15 protein-coding genes and 1 tRNA gene are annotated in these 18,149 nt (G+C 37.7%); 14 read left to right on the forward strand and 2 right to left on the reverse strand.

Annotated elements, in window-relative coordinates:
- The first annotated feature begins 164 nt into the window (after nucleotides 1–164).
- Nucleotides 165–237 (forward strand) — tRNA-Thr (locus tag ACZLXV_RS00915).
- Between the two features lie 97 nt (nucleotides 238–334).
- On the opposite strand, the gene ACZLXV_RS00920 is transcribed toward ACZLXV_RS00915, so the two are convergent.
- Both ACZLXV_RS00920 and ACZLXV_RS00925 read right to left on the reverse strand, forming a co-directional pair.
- Complete coding sequence (locus tag ACZLXV_RS00920) at nucleotides 335–1,075, reverse strand: hypothetical protein (protein ID WP_482382217.1); 741 nt, start codon at nucleotides 1,073–1,075, stop codon at nucleotides 335–337.
- A 262-nt stretch (nucleotides 1,076–1,337) separates the two neighbouring features.
- Nucleotides 1,338–1,895: an RNA polymerase sigma factor gene (locus ACZLXV_RS00925; protein ID WP_482382218.1), complete on the reverse strand. Its 558-nt coding sequence runs from the start codon at nucleotides 1,893–1,895 to the stop codon at nucleotides 1,338–1,340.
- 360 nt (nucleotides 1,896–2,255) lie between these two features.
- Between ACZLXV_RS00925 and rsxC the strand changes: the two genes are divergently transcribed.
- The 13 genes from rsxC to ACZLXV_RS00990 all read left to right on the forward strand — a co-directional run bounded on the left by rsxC (nucleotide 2,256) and on the right by ACZLXV_RS00990 (nucleotide 18,011).
- The gene (gene rsxC, locus ACZLXV_RS00930) at nucleotides 2,256–3,578 is read left to right on the forward strand and encodes an electron transport complex subunit RsxC (RefSeq protein ID WP_022223838.1); all 1,323 of its coding nucleotides are present in this window, start codon (nucleotides 2,256–2,258) and stop codon (nucleotides 3,576–3,578) included.
- A gap of 12 nt (nucleotides 3,579–3,590) precedes the next feature.
- The gene (locus tag ACZLXV_RS00935) at nucleotides 3,591–4,583 is read left to right on the forward strand and encodes an RnfABCDGE type electron transport complex subunit D (RefSeq protein ID WP_022223837.1); all 993 of its coding nucleotides are present in this window, start codon (nucleotides 3,591–3,593) and stop codon (nucleotides 4,581–4,583) included.
- A complete protein-coding gene (locus tag ACZLXV_RS00940; protein ID WP_482382219.1) occupies nucleotides 4,573–5,223 on the forward strand; it encodes an RnfABCDGE type electron transport complex subunit G in 651 nt (216 codons plus the stop codon). Before ACZLXV_RS00935 ends, ACZLXV_RS00940 begins: the two co-directional genes overlap by 11 nt.
- Before the next feature lie 12 nt (nucleotides 5,224–5,235).
- Nucleotides 5,236–6,033 (forward strand): electron transport complex subunit RsxE, encoded by a 798-nt coding sequence (gene rsxE, locus ACZLXV_RS00945; RefSeq protein ID WP_482382220.1) that lies wholly within the window; start codon nucleotides 5,236–5,238, stop codon nucleotides 6,031–6,033.
- A gap of 5 nt (nucleotides 6,034–6,038) precedes the next feature.
- A complete protein-coding gene (rsxA, locus tag ACZLXV_RS00950; RefSeq protein WP_022013603.1) occupies nucleotides 6,039–6,611 on the forward strand; it encodes an electron transport complex subunit RsxA in 573 nt (190 codons plus the stop codon).
- Between the two features lie 15 nt (nucleotides 6,612–6,626).
- Nucleotides 6,627–7,418: an RnfABCDGE type electron transport complex subunit B gene (locus ACZLXV_RS00955; protein ID WP_367336544.1), complete on the forward strand. Its 792-nt coding sequence runs from the start codon at nucleotides 6,627–6,629 to the stop codon at nucleotides 7,416–7,418.
- A 189-nt stretch (nucleotides 7,419–7,607) separates the two neighbouring features.
- Nucleotides 7,608–10,787 (forward strand): ATP-binding protein, encoded by a 3,180-nt coding sequence (locus ACZLXV_RS00960; protein ID WP_482382221.1) that lies wholly within the window; start codon nucleotides 7,608–7,610, stop codon nucleotides 10,785–10,787.
- 13 nt (nucleotides 10,788–10,800) lie between these two features.
- Nucleotides 10,801–11,661: a class I SAM-dependent methyltransferase gene (locus ACZLXV_RS00965; protein WP_367336542.1), complete on the forward strand. Its 861-nt coding sequence runs from the start codon at nucleotides 10,801–10,803 to the stop codon at nucleotides 11,659–11,661.
- A 139-nt stretch (nucleotides 11,662–11,800) separates the two neighbouring features.
- Nucleotides 11,801–13,849 (forward strand): DHH family phosphoesterase, encoded by a 2,049-nt coding sequence (locus tag ACZLXV_RS00970; protein ID WP_482382222.1) that lies wholly within the window; start codon nucleotides 11,801–11,803, stop codon nucleotides 13,847–13,849.
- Nucleotides 13,850–13,851: 2 nt separating this feature from the next.
- On the forward strand, nucleotides 13,852–14,298 hold the full coding sequence (gene rplI, locus ACZLXV_RS00975; RefSeq protein ID WP_482382223.1) for a 50S ribosomal protein L9: 447 nt from the start codon (nucleotides 13,852–13,854) through the stop codon (nucleotides 14,296–14,298).
- A 12-nt stretch (nucleotides 14,299–14,310) separates the two neighbouring features.
- On the forward strand, nucleotides 14,311–15,651 hold the full coding sequence (gene dnaB / locus ACZLXV_RS00980) for a replicative DNA helicase (RefSeq protein ID WP_022223830.1): 1,341 nt from the start codon (nucleotides 14,311–14,313) through the stop codon (nucleotides 15,649–15,651).
- A 225-nt stretch (nucleotides 15,652–15,876) separates the two neighbouring features.
- Nucleotides 15,877–17,226, forward strand: coding sequence for a glucose-6-phosphate isomerase (locus tag ACZLXV_RS00985; protein WP_022223829.1), 1,350 nt, complete (start codon nucleotides 15,877–15,879; stop codon nucleotides 17,224–17,226).
- A 122-nt stretch (nucleotides 17,227–17,348) separates the two neighbouring features.
- On the forward strand, nucleotides 17,349–18,011 hold the full coding sequence (locus ACZLXV_RS00990; RefSeq protein ID WP_482382224.1) for a trimeric intracellular cation channel family protein: 663 nt from the start codon (nucleotides 17,349–17,351) through the stop codon (nucleotides 18,009–18,011).
- Nucleotides 18,012–18,149: the final 138 nt, after the last annotated feature.

Genomic DNA, 18,149 nt, shown 5'->3' on the forward strand with positions numbered 1-18,149 from the left:
TTACAATAACACTGATGTATGAAAGAGTAAATATCTACTGTGCAGGACTGAATTCCACCGCCCTATATGGCAGTGGAATTTAAAATTTCATTTTTGGTATAAATATAAAATCTAAAAAATACTTGAAATACAGCACAAAGTAATATATAATATTTGCTATGATTGCTGCTATGGCTCAGGAGGTAGAGCGTCGCCTTGGTAAGGCGGAGGCCACGGGTTCAAATCCCGTTAGCAGCTTAGTAAATAATAAAAACAGGCATAAGCAGAACATCATATACGCAATGTTACTTATGCCTGTTTTTACACTATCAGGGGAGTTCATCTTGACTTTTCGCTAATAACCTTCATTTGTAACTTTCCATATGCCTTTGCGATTTTTTTTCAAAATTATCATTCTGTCCGGGTTCTGTACAATACCTTCTTTGCTCACATTTACGATAAATTTATATTTTTTACCATGCAGTTTTGCACTGCCTTTTTTATCAAATTTAATGTAATTTACTGTAAAGATGGTTTTTGAATAGTATCTGATTGCGGCAATTTCAGCTTTTTTAATTTGTTTTTTTGATAATTTATATACTGATTTCTTTTCATTTTTTATTGAAGATATTTTGTTTGTATTTTCATTTTTATCAATATAAGTACTATTGAGGGGTTTATCATTTGAACGCCTGACAAATTTATCTGTTTTTTTGATTTTGTAATCACTAAATGAAGCTAAAAATTTTCCATTATCAGATAGTGAAATTGATATAGCTTTTGTTGCTGTATTTCCATTTTTAAAAGTAACCTCCATGACAATTATATCTTCTTTCAATTCTTTTGCAAGATTTTTGATTTTTGCATTTTCATTATCACTTAATTCACTAATAGTTTTATTTGGTATCCATGAAATTGTAAGGTATTTGTATTCTTTTTTATTATTACCATACGAAATTTCAAAATTCTGTGCATTTGCATATTCGTTTCTTTTTTCTTTCCAGTCTTTGAAATCAAGCTGCTGATTTTTGCAGGAAAATCTGATTTTTTCTATATTTTCTCCTAAAATATAAAAAATAAGCTGATGGCCTTTCATTTCACCACTGTCACTAATGGTTCCGGTTTTTATTACTGCTGCGGTTGAAGTGATTTTTTCATTTGTTACATATGCATATGCTGTTATGGTATTTTTGTTCTTAAATGAAATAAGAGCTGCAAAGATAAGAAATATTGTTATAAAACTTGCTGTCAGAGCAGTCCATTTTTTAAAAGTACACTTCTTTTTTTTGAAATATACTTATCAGCTTTTTCAATGAGTTCGTCATCAATATAACCAATACAATATAATTTGTCCATATTCATAGAAATTCCTCCTTGTCAAGATAGATTTTAAGCTTGCCGCGTACTCGGAACAGTGAAGTTTTCACTTTGCTTTCGGTAATTGACAAATGTTTTGCAATTTCAGCTATACTCTCCATATAAAAGTATCTACGCACAAACATTATCTGTTTTTCATCTGATAATGTATATAAAAAACGACTAACCATTTCACCTAGCAGTTTTGCTTCAATTTCACTTTCAACACTATCAATTGCAGGAATACAGTTATCAAGCTCTTTAGACAGTTCAACAATATTGCAATTTCTTTTAAGGCTGGTTTCTTTCCTGTATCTGTCAATGGAGATAGTACGAATAATCCGGGCAAGAAAAGCAAAAAAATAATCCTTTGGATTGCTCGGTGGTATTCGTTTCCAAGTTTCCATATATGTATCATTTTCACACTCCTGCACCGTACATGTATCTCTGACTATTTTATAAGAAATATTACAGAGTTTTGAGCTATACTTATCTGCTGTATATTTAATTGCATTCTCATCACGATTAAAATACAACTGAACGATTTTTTCGTCTTCCAAATTTTCACCTTCTTTCCTACTGTATTTAGCCGTTCACTAATCATATCGTATTTTAGATGGTGTTGGTTACATTTGTAATAATTACTTTTATGGAAAGTTGATGGTCTGCCTGTGTCTATTGATATATTTTTGACAGTTGCTAAAATGGTTTTTGGCGATTATGCTTAGTTTTTCACCATTCAGATTGACAATTCTCGGTAAAATGGTACAATAAAAGTCGGGATATTATATTTTTTGTCATAAGGAACAATAGGGTGAATGTACATATGAAAATCATTGAATATGCATATGTTTCATACATATATTATTTGGTGATATGGGGCAAAAAATATAAAAAATTATAAAGAAAGGGGAACCAGAATGAGTGAAGCAACATTTCGTGGGGGTGTTCATCCTTACGAGGGAAAGGAATTGTCCAAAGACCTGCCTATAAAGACTGTTATGCCTAAAGGTGATATGGTTTTTCCTATGTCACAGCATATCGGTGCACCGGCAACACCTGTTGTACAAAAAGGTGATAAAGTACTTGTTGGACAAAAAATTGGTGAAGCTAGCGGATTTATTTCAGCAAATATCTGCAGCTCAGTTTCTGGAACTGTAAAGGCAGTTGAGCCTAGAATGCTTTTGAACGGAGCTAAGGCAACCTGCGTGATTGTTGAAAATGATGGAGAATACACAGGAATTGAAGGACTTGGTGAGGATAGGGATTACACCAAACTGTCAAATGACGAGATTCGAAACATTGTAAAAGAAGCTGGTATTGTAGGTATGGGTGGTGCAGGTTTTCCAACAAATGTAAAACTTACACCAAAGGAGCCTGACAAGATTGATTATATTCTTGTAAATGGTGCTGAGTGTGAGCCGTATCTTACATCTGATTACAGACAGATGCTTGAATGTCCGGAAGAGATTATCGGAGGACTTAAAGTCATACTTAAACTTTTTGACAAGGCAAAGGGAGTTATCGGAATCGAGGACAACAAGCCTGATGCCATTGAAAAGATGAAGCAGGCAGCCCAGGGAGAAAGCCGTATAGAGGTTATGCCTTTAAAGACAAAGTATCCGCAGGGTGGTGAGCGTACTCTTATTTCTGCCATTACAGGGAGAAAGATTTATTCTGCAAAGCTTCCGGCTGATGCAGGATGCATAGTTGACAATATATCTACGGTTATAGCTATTTACAGAGCTGTCTGTAAGCAGACACCTCTTATTACCAGAGTTATGACACTTACCGGCGATGCGTTCAATACTCCTGTCAATGTTAATGTGCGTATAGGCTGCAACCATGCAGACCTTGTAGCAGAAGGTGAAGGATTTAAGCAGGATCCTGCAAAGATTATTTCAGGTGGTCCTATGATGGGATTTGCCATGTTTGATCTCAATGTTCCTGTCACAAAGACATCTTCTTCTATTTTGGCACTGACAAAGGACGAAGTTGCTGAGAATGAGCCGTCACCATGTATCAGATGCGGCCGCTGTGTTCAGGCCTGTCCTGGCAACCTTGTACCTCAGAAGATGGCACAGGCAGCTATGCATAATGATTATGATACATTTGTAAAACTTAACGGTATGGAGTGTTACGAGTGCGGAAGCTGTACTTATGTATGTCCGGCAAAACGTCCTCTTACACAGACATTTAAGCAGGCTCGTCAGTATGTGGCAGCTCAGAGAAGAAAGAAATAGGAGGGATAAAAGGTGAGTAATTTATTAAATATTTCATCATCACCACATGTTCGTGACAAATCTTCTACGAAAAGTATCATGTGGGATGTTTTTCTCGCACTTATGCCCGCTACCATCGTTGGTATATATAATTTCGGATATAAGGCAGCGATACTTATTGTAGCCTGCGTTGCTGCGGCTGTACTTACTGAGTACATCTGGCAGAAGGCTATGAAACTTCCGGTTACGGTAAGTGACGGAAGTGCAGCACTTACAGGATTGCTTTTGGCACTCAACCTGTCATCTACATTCCCTGTATGGATGGCTATACTCGGAAGTGTGTTTGCGATTATTATAGTAAAACAGCTTTTCGGAGGACTTGGTCAGAACTTTATGAACCCGGCACTCGGAGCAAGATGCTTCCTCATGATTTCATTTGCCGGAAAGATGACTTCATTTACATATGACGGTGTTACAGGAGCTACACCACTTGCAATCATCAAAAACGGTGACAAAGCTACAGCAGTAGCAGATCTTCTTGCATCCGGTGACGGCAAGACACAGGTTGCCACAAGTGTTCTTAAGATGTTTATCGGTACTATCGGAGGAACTATAGGTGAGACTTCAGCACTTGCACTTCTTCTTGGTGCAGCATATCTTCTTATAAAGAAAGTTATCACATGGAAGATTCCTGTATGCTATATTGGAACATTTGCAATATTTGCACTTATATTTGGCGGACGTGGTTTTGATCTCACATATCTTGCAGCTGAAATCTGCGGTGGTGGTCTTATGCTCGGTGCATTCTTCATGGCAACAGATTATGTTACAAGTCCTATCACACCGAAGGGACAGATTATATTTGGTGTACTTCTTGGTATTCTTACAGGAATATTCCGTATTTTCGGTGCATCTGCAGAAGGTGTTTCTTACGCCATCATTATCTGTAACCTGTTAGTTCCATTGATTGAAAAGGTGACTATTCCTGTTCCATTTGGAAAGGAGGGAATTAAAGATGGCAAATAATGAAAACAAATCAACACTTATGCATGATGCGATTATGCTTTTTGTTATAACAATTATAGCAGGTGTTATGCTCGGTGGAGTTTATACAATTACAAAAGGACCTATAGCAGCCGCAGACGAGAAAGCTACAAATGAAGCGTATGCTGCTGTTTATAAGGATGCAGAGTTTAAAGCAGATGACACCCTTACAAAAGCTGTTGAATCATTCCAAAAGGATGTTGCAGCAGGTAAGATTGATGATGATACATTCTCATATACAAGCGAAGAAATTATCGAGGCAAGAACTGCTTCTAAAGACGGTTCACAGACAGGTTATGTTCTTAAAGTAAGTGGAAAAGGCTACGGCGGAGCAGTAACTATTGCACTTGGTATCACAAATGAGGGCGAGGTTGTTGGCATTCAGATTCTTGATGCGAGCAACGAGACACCTGGTCTTGGTCAGAATTCAACAAAAGAGACTTGGAACAGCCAGTATGTAGGAATGAAATCAGACAAAACATTATCAGTTGTAAAGGATGGCAGCGGAAGTGCAGACAACGGCACAGTTAATGCTATTTCAGGTGCTACCATTACAAGTAAAGCCGTGACAAGAGCTGTCAATGTAGCTCTGAAATTTGTCGCAGCTCAGACCGGAAAGTAAGGGGGTAAAGACATGAGTTCTTGTACAGAGAGATTAAAAAACGGTATTATTACCGAAAATCCGACTTTTGTAATGATGCTTGGTATGTGTCCTACTCTTGCCGTTACATCTTCAGCCATAAACGGACTTGGCATGGGACTTACGACAACGGCAGTTCTTATACTTTCCAATGCATTTATATCATTACTTAGAAAAGTTATTCCGGATAAGGTTCGTATTCCGGCATTCATCGTAATCGTTGCTTCATTCGTAACGATAATACAGCTTTTATTACAGGGATATATGCAGTCACTCAACAAAGCATTAGGTGTTTATATTCCGCTTATCGTTGTAAACTGTATCATTCTTGGTAGAGCAGAGGCTTATGCTTCTAAAAATCCTGTACTTCCATCAATATTTGATGGACTTGGTATGGGACTTGGTTTCACATTTGGTCTTACATGTATCGGTATCTGCCGTGAAATTTTGGGAAGTGGTGCTATATTTAATCATCAGTTTATTCCTGAGGATTATCATATTACATTCTTCGTACTTGCACCGGGAGCATTCCTTGTTCTCTCATTCCTTACGGCATTGCAGAACAAACTCAAAATGCCTTCTGCTACAAATGTTGAGACAAATGATACAAATATCGCCTGTGGCGGTAACTGCGCAAGCTGTATAGGTTCAAGCTGTGCAGCAAATAAAGGTCTTGTTGAGGCTGAGAGAGTTGCAGCAAAGGCAGCAAAAGCTCAGGCAGCAAAGGAAGCAGCAGCAAAAGCAAAAGAGGCGGCAGCAAAAGCAGCCGAAGCTCAGAAAAAGGAGGATTGATTTAAGTGAATTTATTTGTAATTATGATTTCATCAATGTTGGTAAGTAATGTTGTACTTAGTCAGTTCCTCGGTATCTGTCCTTTCCTCGGTGTATCAAAGAAAGTTGAAACGGCAGCAGGTATGGGTGCGGCAGTTACATTCGTTATCACGATAGCATCTGCCATTACTTATCCGATATATTATTTTATTCTTGTTCCTTTGGGACTTGCGTATCTGGAAACTATCGCATTTATCCTTATAATTGCGGCTCTTGTTCAGTTTGTTGAAATGGTATTAAAAAAGTTTATGCCACCTCTCTATGAGGCACTTGGTGTATACCTTCCTCTTATCACAACAAACTGTGCGGTTTTAGGTGTTGCACTCAACAACATCACAAACGGCTGCAACTTTATAGAAAGTGTTGTTACAGGCTTATTTACAGCACTTGGTTTCCTCGTATCTATTGTTATATTGGCTAGTATCCGTGAGAGAATCGAATTTAACGATATTCCACATTCTTTTAAGGGAACACCAATTGTACTTGTAACAGCCAGCTTAATGGCAATTGCATTCTGCGGCTTTGCAGGTCTTGTTTAGAAAGGGGGAGTATAAATGACAGGCGTAATAATGGCAGCGGTAGTTGTTGGTTTGATAGGTCTTCTTATAGGACTCCTTTTGGGATTTGCGGCAAAGGCATTCGCAGTTCCTGTTGATGAAAAAGAAATCGAAGTCAGAGAGTTTCTTCCGGGAAATAACTGCGGTGGCTGCGGATATGCCGGATGTGATGCTTTGGCAAAGGCAATTGCAGCAGGAGAAGCTCCTGTAAATGCATGTCCTGTAGGTGGAGCAGCAGTTGCTGAAAAGATAGGAAATGTTATGGGAGTTGCAGCAGGAGAAAGTGTCAAGATGGTAGCATATGTCAAATGTTCAGGAACATGTGACAAGGCGGGAATCAAGGCAAACTATTACGGAATTTCAGATTGTAAGAGAGCAGCAGCAATTCCGGGACGTGGTGATAAGGCATGTTCATTTGGATGTATGGGCTTTGGCTCATGTGTTGCAGCATGTAAATTTGATGCAATTCATGTAGAACATGGTGTTGCGATAGTAGATAAAGAAAAATGTGTTGCATGTGGTAAGTGTGCAGAGGAGTGTCCAAACGGACTTATCGAGCTTATACCATATGATGCAAAATGGTCAGTTGCTTGTTCAAATAAAGATAAGGGACCAAAGGTTATGTCAGTATGTGATACAGGATGTATCGGATGCGGTCTTTGTGAAAAGACATGTAAATTTGATGCAATTCATGTAGAGAATAATATTGCACATATTGACCAGAGCAAGTGTAAGGGATGTGGAGCATGTGCTGCTAAATGTCCTAAGAAAGTTATACTTGCACATTAGAATTTTAGTTCAAAGCATAAAAATTTGCCGGTTACGGCAAAGCGTACTGTTTAAATTAAAAAGATATAGGCATTGAGTTGTCTATATCTTTTTTTTTGTAAACGAAAATGTTATAATATCATGTGAATTAGGTGCAATAAAATTTAAAGAGGAAAGAGGATTATATTTGTAATTGGATTGAGGAGAATTATGAATAATACACCGTTTTTTATAGAGAATGAAAAAGAAGTAAATAAACAGGTCTGTAAATGGATGTTTGGAGCGGCAATAATTATCTGGTTCATGCTGGTTCTTAATTATCTGGGGATGTTTGAGATAAGCAGAAGAATGTGTATTGTAGCTTTTGCAGTGGGAACATTTTGTGGAATATCTCCAAGCATAGTTATTAGATTATCAAAGTCACAAAATTTTATAAAATACTATAATCTGACATGCAGTATTCTTTGTGTGTCTGTATTTTCAACACAGTATCGTATAGGTATTTATGCTACGATGCTGTTTGCGGTTATAGTGAGCTGTCTTTATTTTGATGAATATCTTACTACCAAGGTGATGATTCTGACGTATATATGTTTTTTGATAGCATATATTTTCAGGTCGATTGAAATGTTGAAGTATGTATATACAGGAGAAACTTTTGTACAGGTATATTTTCCGCTTGTGACGGGAATTACTTTAGAATTTCTTATTATATTCCCTGTTTTAAGATATATGGCTAGGAGATTTAGAACATATATTATAAAACAGAGAGAGTTAATAGATGAACTTATAAGAAAAGATACGCATATGAATATAGCAATGAAAAACTCAAATGATATTATATTTGAGTATGATATGCTTAATGATGAGTATTATGCTAATGCATCTATGACAGGAGATAGAAAAGATGTTGTCATAAAAAATGCGATGGATTTTATATCAGATTGCGTCTGGTTTGATGATGAAACAAGAAAGAAAATATTTGATATGGTTTTTGGAACGAAGAAGGAGCAGTCAGATATATTTAGAGCTAAGTTTGAAGAGAATGATAAAAAAGTTGAGAAGTGGTTTCGTTATGAAGGAAATGCCGTATATGATGATTATGGCAAGCTGGAACTTGTAGTAGGACGATTGTGCGACATTACAAGCGAGAAAGAGAGGGAAGAAAGAGAAAGAATTGCAAGACAGAGGGATGCATTAACAGGTTTATATTCGTTTGAGAGAGTGAGACAGATTGCAATAGAGCTTGAAGAACAGGAGCCTGACAGAATACATGAAGTTATGATAATCAACATAAAAAACATGAATGACATAGTTGAATGTTATGGGGATATTTATGCTGATAATCTTATAGTAATGATTGCCGGTGAACTTAGAAAATTTGGAAGTGAGAAGAAAGTTTATGTGGCAAAGCTGCCGGGAGCAGCGTTTATGTTTTTTATACCTAACTGTGATTTGATAAATGTCAGAAAACTTCGCAGAGAGATAAGCCGTGTTTTGTCAAACATTTATGTAGGTGAAAAAGAGATTAACAGAATAAAATATTATTTTGGTTATCATACAGGCAAGGCATGGTTTGAGAAACTTTTTGAAGTTGCATTAAAATATGCAAAAGCACAGAGAGCAGACGATTTAGAAAACAATGAAAAGGTGCAGGAGAAAGACAAAGAACATGAAGTCGCAGATAAATATTTGGAAGATGAGAGTTTTGATGCGGAGAAAGTTTCAGATGAGAGCGAGTTTAAACAGGATGAGAGACTTGTAAAAGATATAGAAAAGCTGTTTGTCGAGTCAAAAGACCTTAGAAGTTCGCTTCAGATAGCACTCGCAAGAGCAGGGCTGTTTTATCATTTAAACAGGGTGAGTGTGTATGAATTTGAGGATGACAGAAACAATGCACATCTGTCTTATCAGTGGTCGTCCGATAAAAAATATGTTGATAAAGAGTTTGCCGCAAATAATCATTTAGATATAAAGATACTTAATGAAATAAAGAAAAGCAGACGGGTGATTTTTGATTTTTCAGATGATGAAATAAAGAAGTATTGCGAGATACGTGGCTTAAATACATACAAAAATATGTTGAATAATGCCATTATATGTATCATTGTATCCGAGGGAAGGATAAGGGGCGGGGTTGTTTTTGAAAGAGAAGAAGGGGCGTTTAAGAGAAATGAAAAGAAATATCTGTTGAAATATTCAAATATTCTTGGCGGGTATGTGTTAAAGCTTCATTCTGATATTGCCAATAAAGCGAAAACAGCTTTTCTTTCAAATATGTCTCATGAAATAAGAACTCCGATGAATGCTATTATCGGAATGACAGACATAGCTAAGGCAAATATGTCAGATATGAATAAGGTTGAGGAATGTCTTGATAAGATTGAGAGTTCATCACAGCATCTGCTTACACTTATAAATGATATACTCGACCTTTCAAAAATTGAGAGTGGTCGAATGACATTGGTCAGCAGAACAATGAGTCTTGATAAGATAGCAGATAAGGTTGAAATGCTTATGAGACCGCAGACTGATGAAAAAAATATTACATTTGAGCTTAAAAGGGATTATGTAAGGCCTATTGTTGTGGGGGATGAACTCAGATTAAGTCAGATACTTATAAATATAGCGGGAAATGCACTGAAATTTACACATGAAAATGGAAAAATTACAGTCAGAATACAGGAGGTATATTCGGACAAAAAGGCAGCAAGGATTAAGTTCAGTATCAAAGATAATGGTATTGGAATCAGTAGAGAGGATCAGAAAAAGATATTTATAGCGTTTGAACAGGCAGGGCAGAATTCTTCTTCAAAGTATGGAGGAACCGGACTGGGACTTGCCATAAGCAACAATTTTGTTCATCTTATGGGAGGAAAACTTGAAGTTCAGAGTGAGCTTGGAAAAGGTTCAGAGTTCTGTTTTGAAATAAAGCTTTCTTATCCGAGCAAGGAGGAAAGTGATAGGTACACAGCATTGAAAGATGATGATGAACCTGAAGTTTCTAAGCTTGACGGTAAAAGGATTCTTATGGCAGAGGATAATGAGCTTAATGCGGAGATTGCAAAGACAGTGCTTGAAATGTATGGTGCAAAGGTAACTGTACGGGAAAATGGCTTACAGGCTGTTGAAGAGTTTGAAAACAGTGAGCCGGGAACATATAATTTCATTATTCTTGACATAAATATGCCGGTTATGAACGGGCATGAGGCGGCAATGAGATTGAGAAGCGGCGACAGGGAAGATTCAAAGACGATACCTATAGTTGCAATGAGTGCGAATGCCTTTGCAGAAGACGTTGAGGAGTCTTTAAAATCAGGAATGAATGCTCATATTTCAAAACCAATCAAGGTAGATGAGATGTTAAAAGAAATATCAAAATTTTTATAATGGAGGAAGATAAATGTGGATTGCAGACAATTGGAAAGATTATGAGGTAATAGATACGTCAGACGGTGAAAAGCTGGAGAGATGGGGAGACTATATCCTTGTCAGACCTGACCCGCAGGTTATATGGGATACGCCTAAAAAGGCAAAAGGCTGGAAGAAGATGAACGGTCATTATCACAGAAGCAACAAAGGCGGAGGTGAATGGGAATTTTTTAATCTTCCAAATACATGGCAGATTAAATACGGCAAATTAGTGTTTAACCTGCAGCCTTTCAAGTTCAAGCATACGGGATTGTTTCCGGAGCAGGCGGTGAATTGGGACTGGTTTGGAGAAAAGATAAGAAATGCCAAAAGACCTGTAAAAGTATTAAATCTGTTTGCATATACGGGTGGTGCGACACTTGCGGCAGCAGCGGCAGGAGCCAGTGTTACACATGTGGATGCATCAAAGGGAATGGTTACCTGGGCAAAAGAAAATGCGGCAGCATCAGGACTTTCAGAAGCACCTATAAGATGGCTTGTTGATGATTGCGTTAAATTTGTTGAGAGAGAAATAAGACGTGGAAATAAGTATGATGGAATTATTATGGATCCGCCTTCATATGGAAGAGGACCTAAAGGTGAGATATGGAAGATAGAAGAAAAAATACATCCATTTATACAATTATGTACTCAGATATTATCGGATGACCCGCTTTTCTTCCTTATAAATTCATATACGACAGGTCTTCAGCCGGCGGTTCTTTCATACATGTTGAATACAGAACTTGTGAAAAAAGCAGGTGGAAAAGTTGAAGCACAGGAAATCGGACTTCCTGTATCATCAAATGGGTTGGTACTTCCGTGTGGTGCTTCAGGCAGATGGGAAAAATAGTAAAGTTTGACGCTAAATATCTGTTGATGATATAATGAACACTAAAGTGTTCATATTAAAAGTTTCTGGCGAAACTTTGTAATGTGCAAAAAACATGCAGGCACAGTATGTTGTGCAGGAATGGAGAATAATGTATAGAATGAAACATAGAATAAGGCTTAGAGGAAATCTTAAGACCTATTTGAGATGGCCTCTGTTTTTTGGATTGTTATTTATTTTAATGACAGTTCAGCTTTTTTCAGTGTCAGTTAAAGCCGGTATAATGGGTGTGTTTTACACTGTTATTTATTTGTTGATAGCTTTTCTTATAAATTTTTCCGGTAGAAGAAAGCTCAAGAAAGATCTTATAGAATTTGCTACAAACTATGGTGAAATGCAAATGCGGATGATGAAAACATTGACTGTTCCGTTTGCAATTCTGAGCGATGATGGTCATATGCTGTGGGGCAATGATGAATTTGTATCAGTCATAGTCAACAAAAAAGCGGCAAGAAGAAACATTTCAAACATATTTGAGGAAATTACAATAGACAGTCTGCCGGACTCTGATGAGATTAAGGTGATACATGTAAAAACAGAAGATAAATATTATCGTGCTGTTATGAAACTTATTGTATCAGACTCACCGGATGATGAGATGGTAAAAACTGACATAAATCAGCTTATGGATAACAGCAGGCTCATTTCTGTATTCCTGTATGATGAGACTGACATGATGGAACTTGAGCAGAAGAGAGAAGCGGAAAATCTTGTTGTGGGTCTTTTATATATTGACAATTATGATGAGCTTATCGACAGCATCGATGAAATTAGGCAGTCGCTGATTATGGCTCTGATAGACAGAAAAATCAATAAATACATGCAGGGGATAGATGCAATCTCTAAAAAACTGGAGAAGGATAAATTTTTGTTTTTATTTAAACAGAGTTATCTTGCGGAGATATGTTCAAATCGTTTTGCAATTTTAGAAGAAATAAGGGATATAAATCTCGGAAATGAATCAAGTGCAACCATAAGTATTGGTATTGGTGTGGGCAGAGATACATTTGTTGAGAGATATGACCTTGCGCGTGCTGCCATAGATCTTGCACTCGGAAGAGGTGGCGACCAGGCTGTAGTCAAATCTGTTGACCAGGAAAAATTCTACGGTGGAAAAAGTGTTCAGATAGAAAGAAATACAAGGGTAAAAGCGAGAGTAAAAGCACATGCTTTAAAAGAACTTATAGAGGGCAAGGAAAGAGTTGTCGTAATGGGACATTCTATAGGTGATGTCGATTCTTTCGGTGCTTCAATAGGTATATACCGCATTGCAAAGACGCTTAACAGAAAAGCGAATGTCGTATTAAATGAGGTAAATCAGTCAGTTAAACCTATAAGAGACAGATTTTATACAAAAGAATACGAGGGTGACATGATTGTTACAGGTGACGAGGCAAAAGAACTTGTAGATGAAAATACGGTACTTGTAATTGTAGATGTAAATAGAGCAAGTTATACAGAATGCCCGGAACTTATTGAGCAGGCTCAGTCTGTTGTAGTGATAGACCATCACAGACAGGCGGGAGATGCGATTGATAAGGCGGTATTGTTTTACATTGAGCCATATGCATCGTCTGCGAGTGAAATGGTTGCTGAGATTTCACAGTATATCGGCAATGGTCTTAAGCTTAAATCAGCAGAAGCCGAGGCAATGTATGCCGGCATTATGATTGATACAAATTATTTTTCAAATAAAACGGGTGTCAGGACTTTCGAGGCAATGGCTTATCTGAGAAGAAACGGAGCTGATGCGGTTCGCATAAGAAAGGCTTTCAGGGAGGACATTGACGAATATAAGATAAGAGCGGCGGCTATACAGGATACGGAGCTTTACAAGGATGCATTTGCAATAGCAGAAAGCAAGAGTGAGGGAATAGAATCACCGACTGTATTTGCATCCAAAATTGCAAATTCACTTCTCGACATAAATGGAGTTAAAGCTTCATTTGTACTTACAAAATATAGAGGGAAAGTGTATATAAGTGCACGTTCAATTGACGAAGTCAATGTCCAGATTATGATGGAGCAGTTTGGCGGCGGCGGTCATATAAATATGGCGGGGGCACAGCTTGAGAATGTTGAAGTGGAAGCTGTAAAAGATATGATTAGAGAAGAAATAGACAGGATGATAGAGGAAGGAGAAATATAGATATGCAGGTAATATTATTAGAAGATGTAAAATCTCTTGGAAAAAAAGGAGAGATTGTAAAGGTAAACGACGGATATGCCAGAAATTTTATATTAAAAAAGAAACTTGGTGTTGAGGCAACATCAAACAATTTAAATGAGCTTAAACTTCAGAAGAAAAATGAAGAGAAGCTTGCAAAGGAAAAACTTGAGGCTGCAAAAGAGTTTGCAAAGGAACTCGAGGAAAAACAGGTTACAGTTTCAATAAAAACAGGTTCAGGCGGAAGAAGTTTCGGCTCTGTCTCAACAAAAGAGATTGCGGCAGCAGCAAAAAGCCAGCTTGGTTATGAACTTGACAAAAAGAAAATGGAACTTGATGTACCTATCAAAAGTCCGGGAATTTTCAATGTCAAGATAAAGCTTCACAAGGAAGTGACAGCTGAACTTAGAGTTGTCGTAAAAGAGGCTTAAGAGGTAAAAAAATTGGAAGAAGAAGTGATAAAGAGACTTCCGCCTAACAATGTGGAAGCGGAGAAAGCTGTTATAGGAGCGATGATGTTAGATTCGGATGCTATAATGGTATGTTCCGAGATACTTACAGCAGGAGAATTTTATCAACAGCAATATGGAATTATCTTTGATGCTCTTGTTGAAATGTACAGAGACGGGATAGGAGCCGATTTGGTCACTATCCAGAATAAGCTTCGTGAGAAGGAAGTCACACCTGAACTTTACAGTGTGGAATATTTAGGAGAACTTTTAGCAAGTGTTCCCACATCGGCAAATGTAAAATTTTATGCGGAGATTGTACATGAAAAGGCTGTTTTAAGAAGACTTATCAAGGTAACAGAACAGGTTACAAGAGAGTGTTACATGGACAGCCAGCCGTTAGAGGATATTCTCGAGGACACCGAAAAAAGCGTGTTTGATGTAATACAGCAGCGTGGAGGAAGTGAGTTTGAGCCAATCAGAGACGTTGTGCTCAGAACTCTTGACAGTATAGAAAAGGCGGCTAAACAAAAAGGAAACATCACGGGTCTTGAAACAGGCTTTAGAGATTTAGATGCTAAAACGGCAGGATTGCAAAAATCCGACCTTATACTTATAGCGGCGAGACCGGCAATGGGTAAAACAGCATTTGTGCTGAATATTGCCGAGTATGTGGCACTTCACAGCAACAGTACAATAGCTTTGTTCAGTCTCGAGATGAGTAAAGAACAGCTTGTAAAACGTATGCTTGCCATGAATTCAATGGTAGATTCGCAAAAGATACGAACCGGTGATTTGGAAGATGATGACTGGGACAAACTTGTAGGAAGTGTACGAAAAATAGGAAATTCAAATCTTGTAATCGATGATACATCAGGAATTACGGCATCGGAACTCCGCTCGAAATGCCGTAAATTAAAAATAGAACAGGGACTTGACCTTGTTATAATAGATTATCTTCAGCTTATGACGGGTGCGGGCAAAAGAAAAAGTGACAGCAGACAGCAGGAAATATCTGATATATCGCGTTCGCTTAAGGTAATGGCAAGAGAACTTGACGTTCCAGTAATAGCTTTGTCACAGCTTTCCCGTGCCGTTGAGTCAAGACCTGATAAAAGACCGATGCTTTCAGACCTTCGTGAATCGGGAGCGATAGAGCAGGATGCGGATATTGTAATGTTTATATACAGAGATGAATATTATAATCCGGATTCGGAGAAAAAAGGTGTGGCGGAAGTCATAGTGGCAAAACAGCGAAGCGGTCCGACCGGTCCGGTTGAACTTGCGTGGCTGTCGCAATATACGAAGTTTGGAAATTTGGAGTACCAGAGGTAATTATATTAAAATTTCAGAAATTTCTTATAAATAAATCAAAAAATTAAACTTGAAATGATAGGGGATAATTTATATTATATAAGGGTGGGAATTTTAGTTTTGCCACGCTTATAATAAATGAGATATCTTAAATTTAGATGTTATTGCTTTTAAGCTATAATGCAATAGATTACCGCAATAACACAAATCAAAGGTGTTTTAACACAGAAATGGAGGATTACGATAATGGGAACACAGGTAAAATTTGATTACTCATTAACAAATGGTATTGTGTCAGAGGACGAAATCAAGTCTATGGCAAAGATTGCAAATGATGCAAAAGATGTACTTGTAAGCAAATCAGGTGCAGGAAATGACTTCCTTGGATGGATAGACCTTCCGGTTGACTATGATAAGGAGGAGTTTGCACGTATTCAGAAAGCAGCAGAAAAGATTAAATCTGATTCTGAGGTGCTTCTTGTAATTGGTATCGGTGGTTCATATCTTGGGGCAAGAGCAGCAATTGAGTTTTTAAGACATGGTTTCTACAACAGTGTATCTAAAGAAATCCGTAAGACACCTGAGATTTATTATTGTGGAAACAGCCTTAGCGGAACATATCTTTCACAGCTTATAGAAGTAATCGGGGACAGAGATTTCTCTGTAAATATAATCAGTAAATCAGGAACAACAACAGAGCCTGCCGTAGCTTTTAGAATTTTCAAAGAGATGCTTGAAAAGAAGTATGGTAAAGAGGAAGCTGCAAAGAGAATTTATGCAACAACAGACAAGGCAAAGGGAGCACTCAAGAACCTTGCAACAGAAGAAGGTTATGAGACATTTGTTGTACCTGACGATGTAGGAGGACGTTTCTCAGTTCTCACAGCAGTAGGACTTCTTCCAATTGCAGTAAGTGGTGCAGATATTGCAAAACTTATGGAAGGTGCAGCTTCTATGAGAGAAGTATGCCTGAATAAAGATTTTGACGAGAATGAATCATTAAAATATGCAGCAATCAGAAATATTCTTCTCCGCAAAGGAAAGAGCGTTGAAATTCTTGGAAACTATGAACCTGCATTCCATTATGTAGCAGAGTGGTGGAAACAGCTCTTCGGAGAGAGTGAAGGAAAAGACCAGAAAGGTATTTTCCCGGCATCAGTTGACCTTACAACTGACCTTCATTCAATGGGACAGTTCATTCAGGACGGAAGCCGTATCATGTTTGAGACTATCATGGAACTTGAGAAACCTTCATATGATATTACAATTCAGGAAGAAGCAGTTGACCTTGACGGACTTAACTATCTTGCAGGTAAGACATTAGACTTTATCAACAAGAGTGCCATGAAGGGAACACAGCTTGCACATACAGACGGAAATGTACCAAACCTTGTAGTAAAGGTACCTGAGCAGAACGAGTTTTATCTTGGACAGCTCTTCTATTTCTATGAGTTTGCTTGTGGTGTAAGCGGATATATCTTAGGAGTAAACCCATTCAATCAGCCGGGTGTTGAGAGCTACAAGAAAAACATGTTTGCATTACTTGGAAAACCTGGATTTGAGGCTCAGAGAGAAGAACTCATGAAGAGACTTTAATCGAATGCGCGAAAGCCACCATCATAATACATACAGGATATGATTTTTGTTTTGAGATAAAAATGCCTTGAAGCAGGAATTATATCCTGTTTTGGTCTAAACGGAAAGTTGAGATAAAGAACATGAATGATTTGATAGATATTTTAGATATAATAGGAGTTGTGGCTTTTGCAATATCGGGAGCGATGACTGCGATAAAAAAGAGGATGGATTTGCTTGGAGTATGTGTGCTTGGAATTGTGACAGCGGTTGGAGGCGGCATAACGAGGGATGTGTTACTTGGCAATACACCGCCGGCGGCATTTAAAAATCCCAGGGATGTAAGCATAGCGGCAATAGTTTCATGTCTTGTATTTATATTTATGATAATGAATGCATCTGAGCATGCAAAAAATCCGAGTGAAAGATTTGTGGCACTATATGAGTATATTCTTATGCTTACAGATGCGGTCGGACTTGGCGCTTTTACGGTCATAGGAATAGATGTGGCAAAAAAGACAGTCAGTGATTACAATACAAATACATTTCTGCTTATATTTGTCGGAGTTATAACGGGAGTAGGTGGCGGAGTTCTGCGTGATATAATGAGTGGGATGATACCGTATATATTTAAAAAACACATATATGCAGTTGCATCGGCAGCAGGAGCGGGGGCATATATAGTTATTTATAATTATATAGGAAGAAATACGGCAATAGTCGGTTGTTCAGTGCTTGTCGTGGCGGTGCGTGTACTTGCGGTTCACTTTGAATGGAATCTGCCTAAGATAAAATATGGAGAGTGATTTTCGTATGGAAAATATAAAAAAATTAAATCAACTTTAAATTTTTTGCAACAAGTAAGAAAGATATCTGTCTTAATAAGTGAAACAGTAATAACAAATAAAGATTAACCGGACTTAAAGTGAATGATATTCTTTAAA

Source organism: Butyribacter sp., from assembly GCF_056818865.1.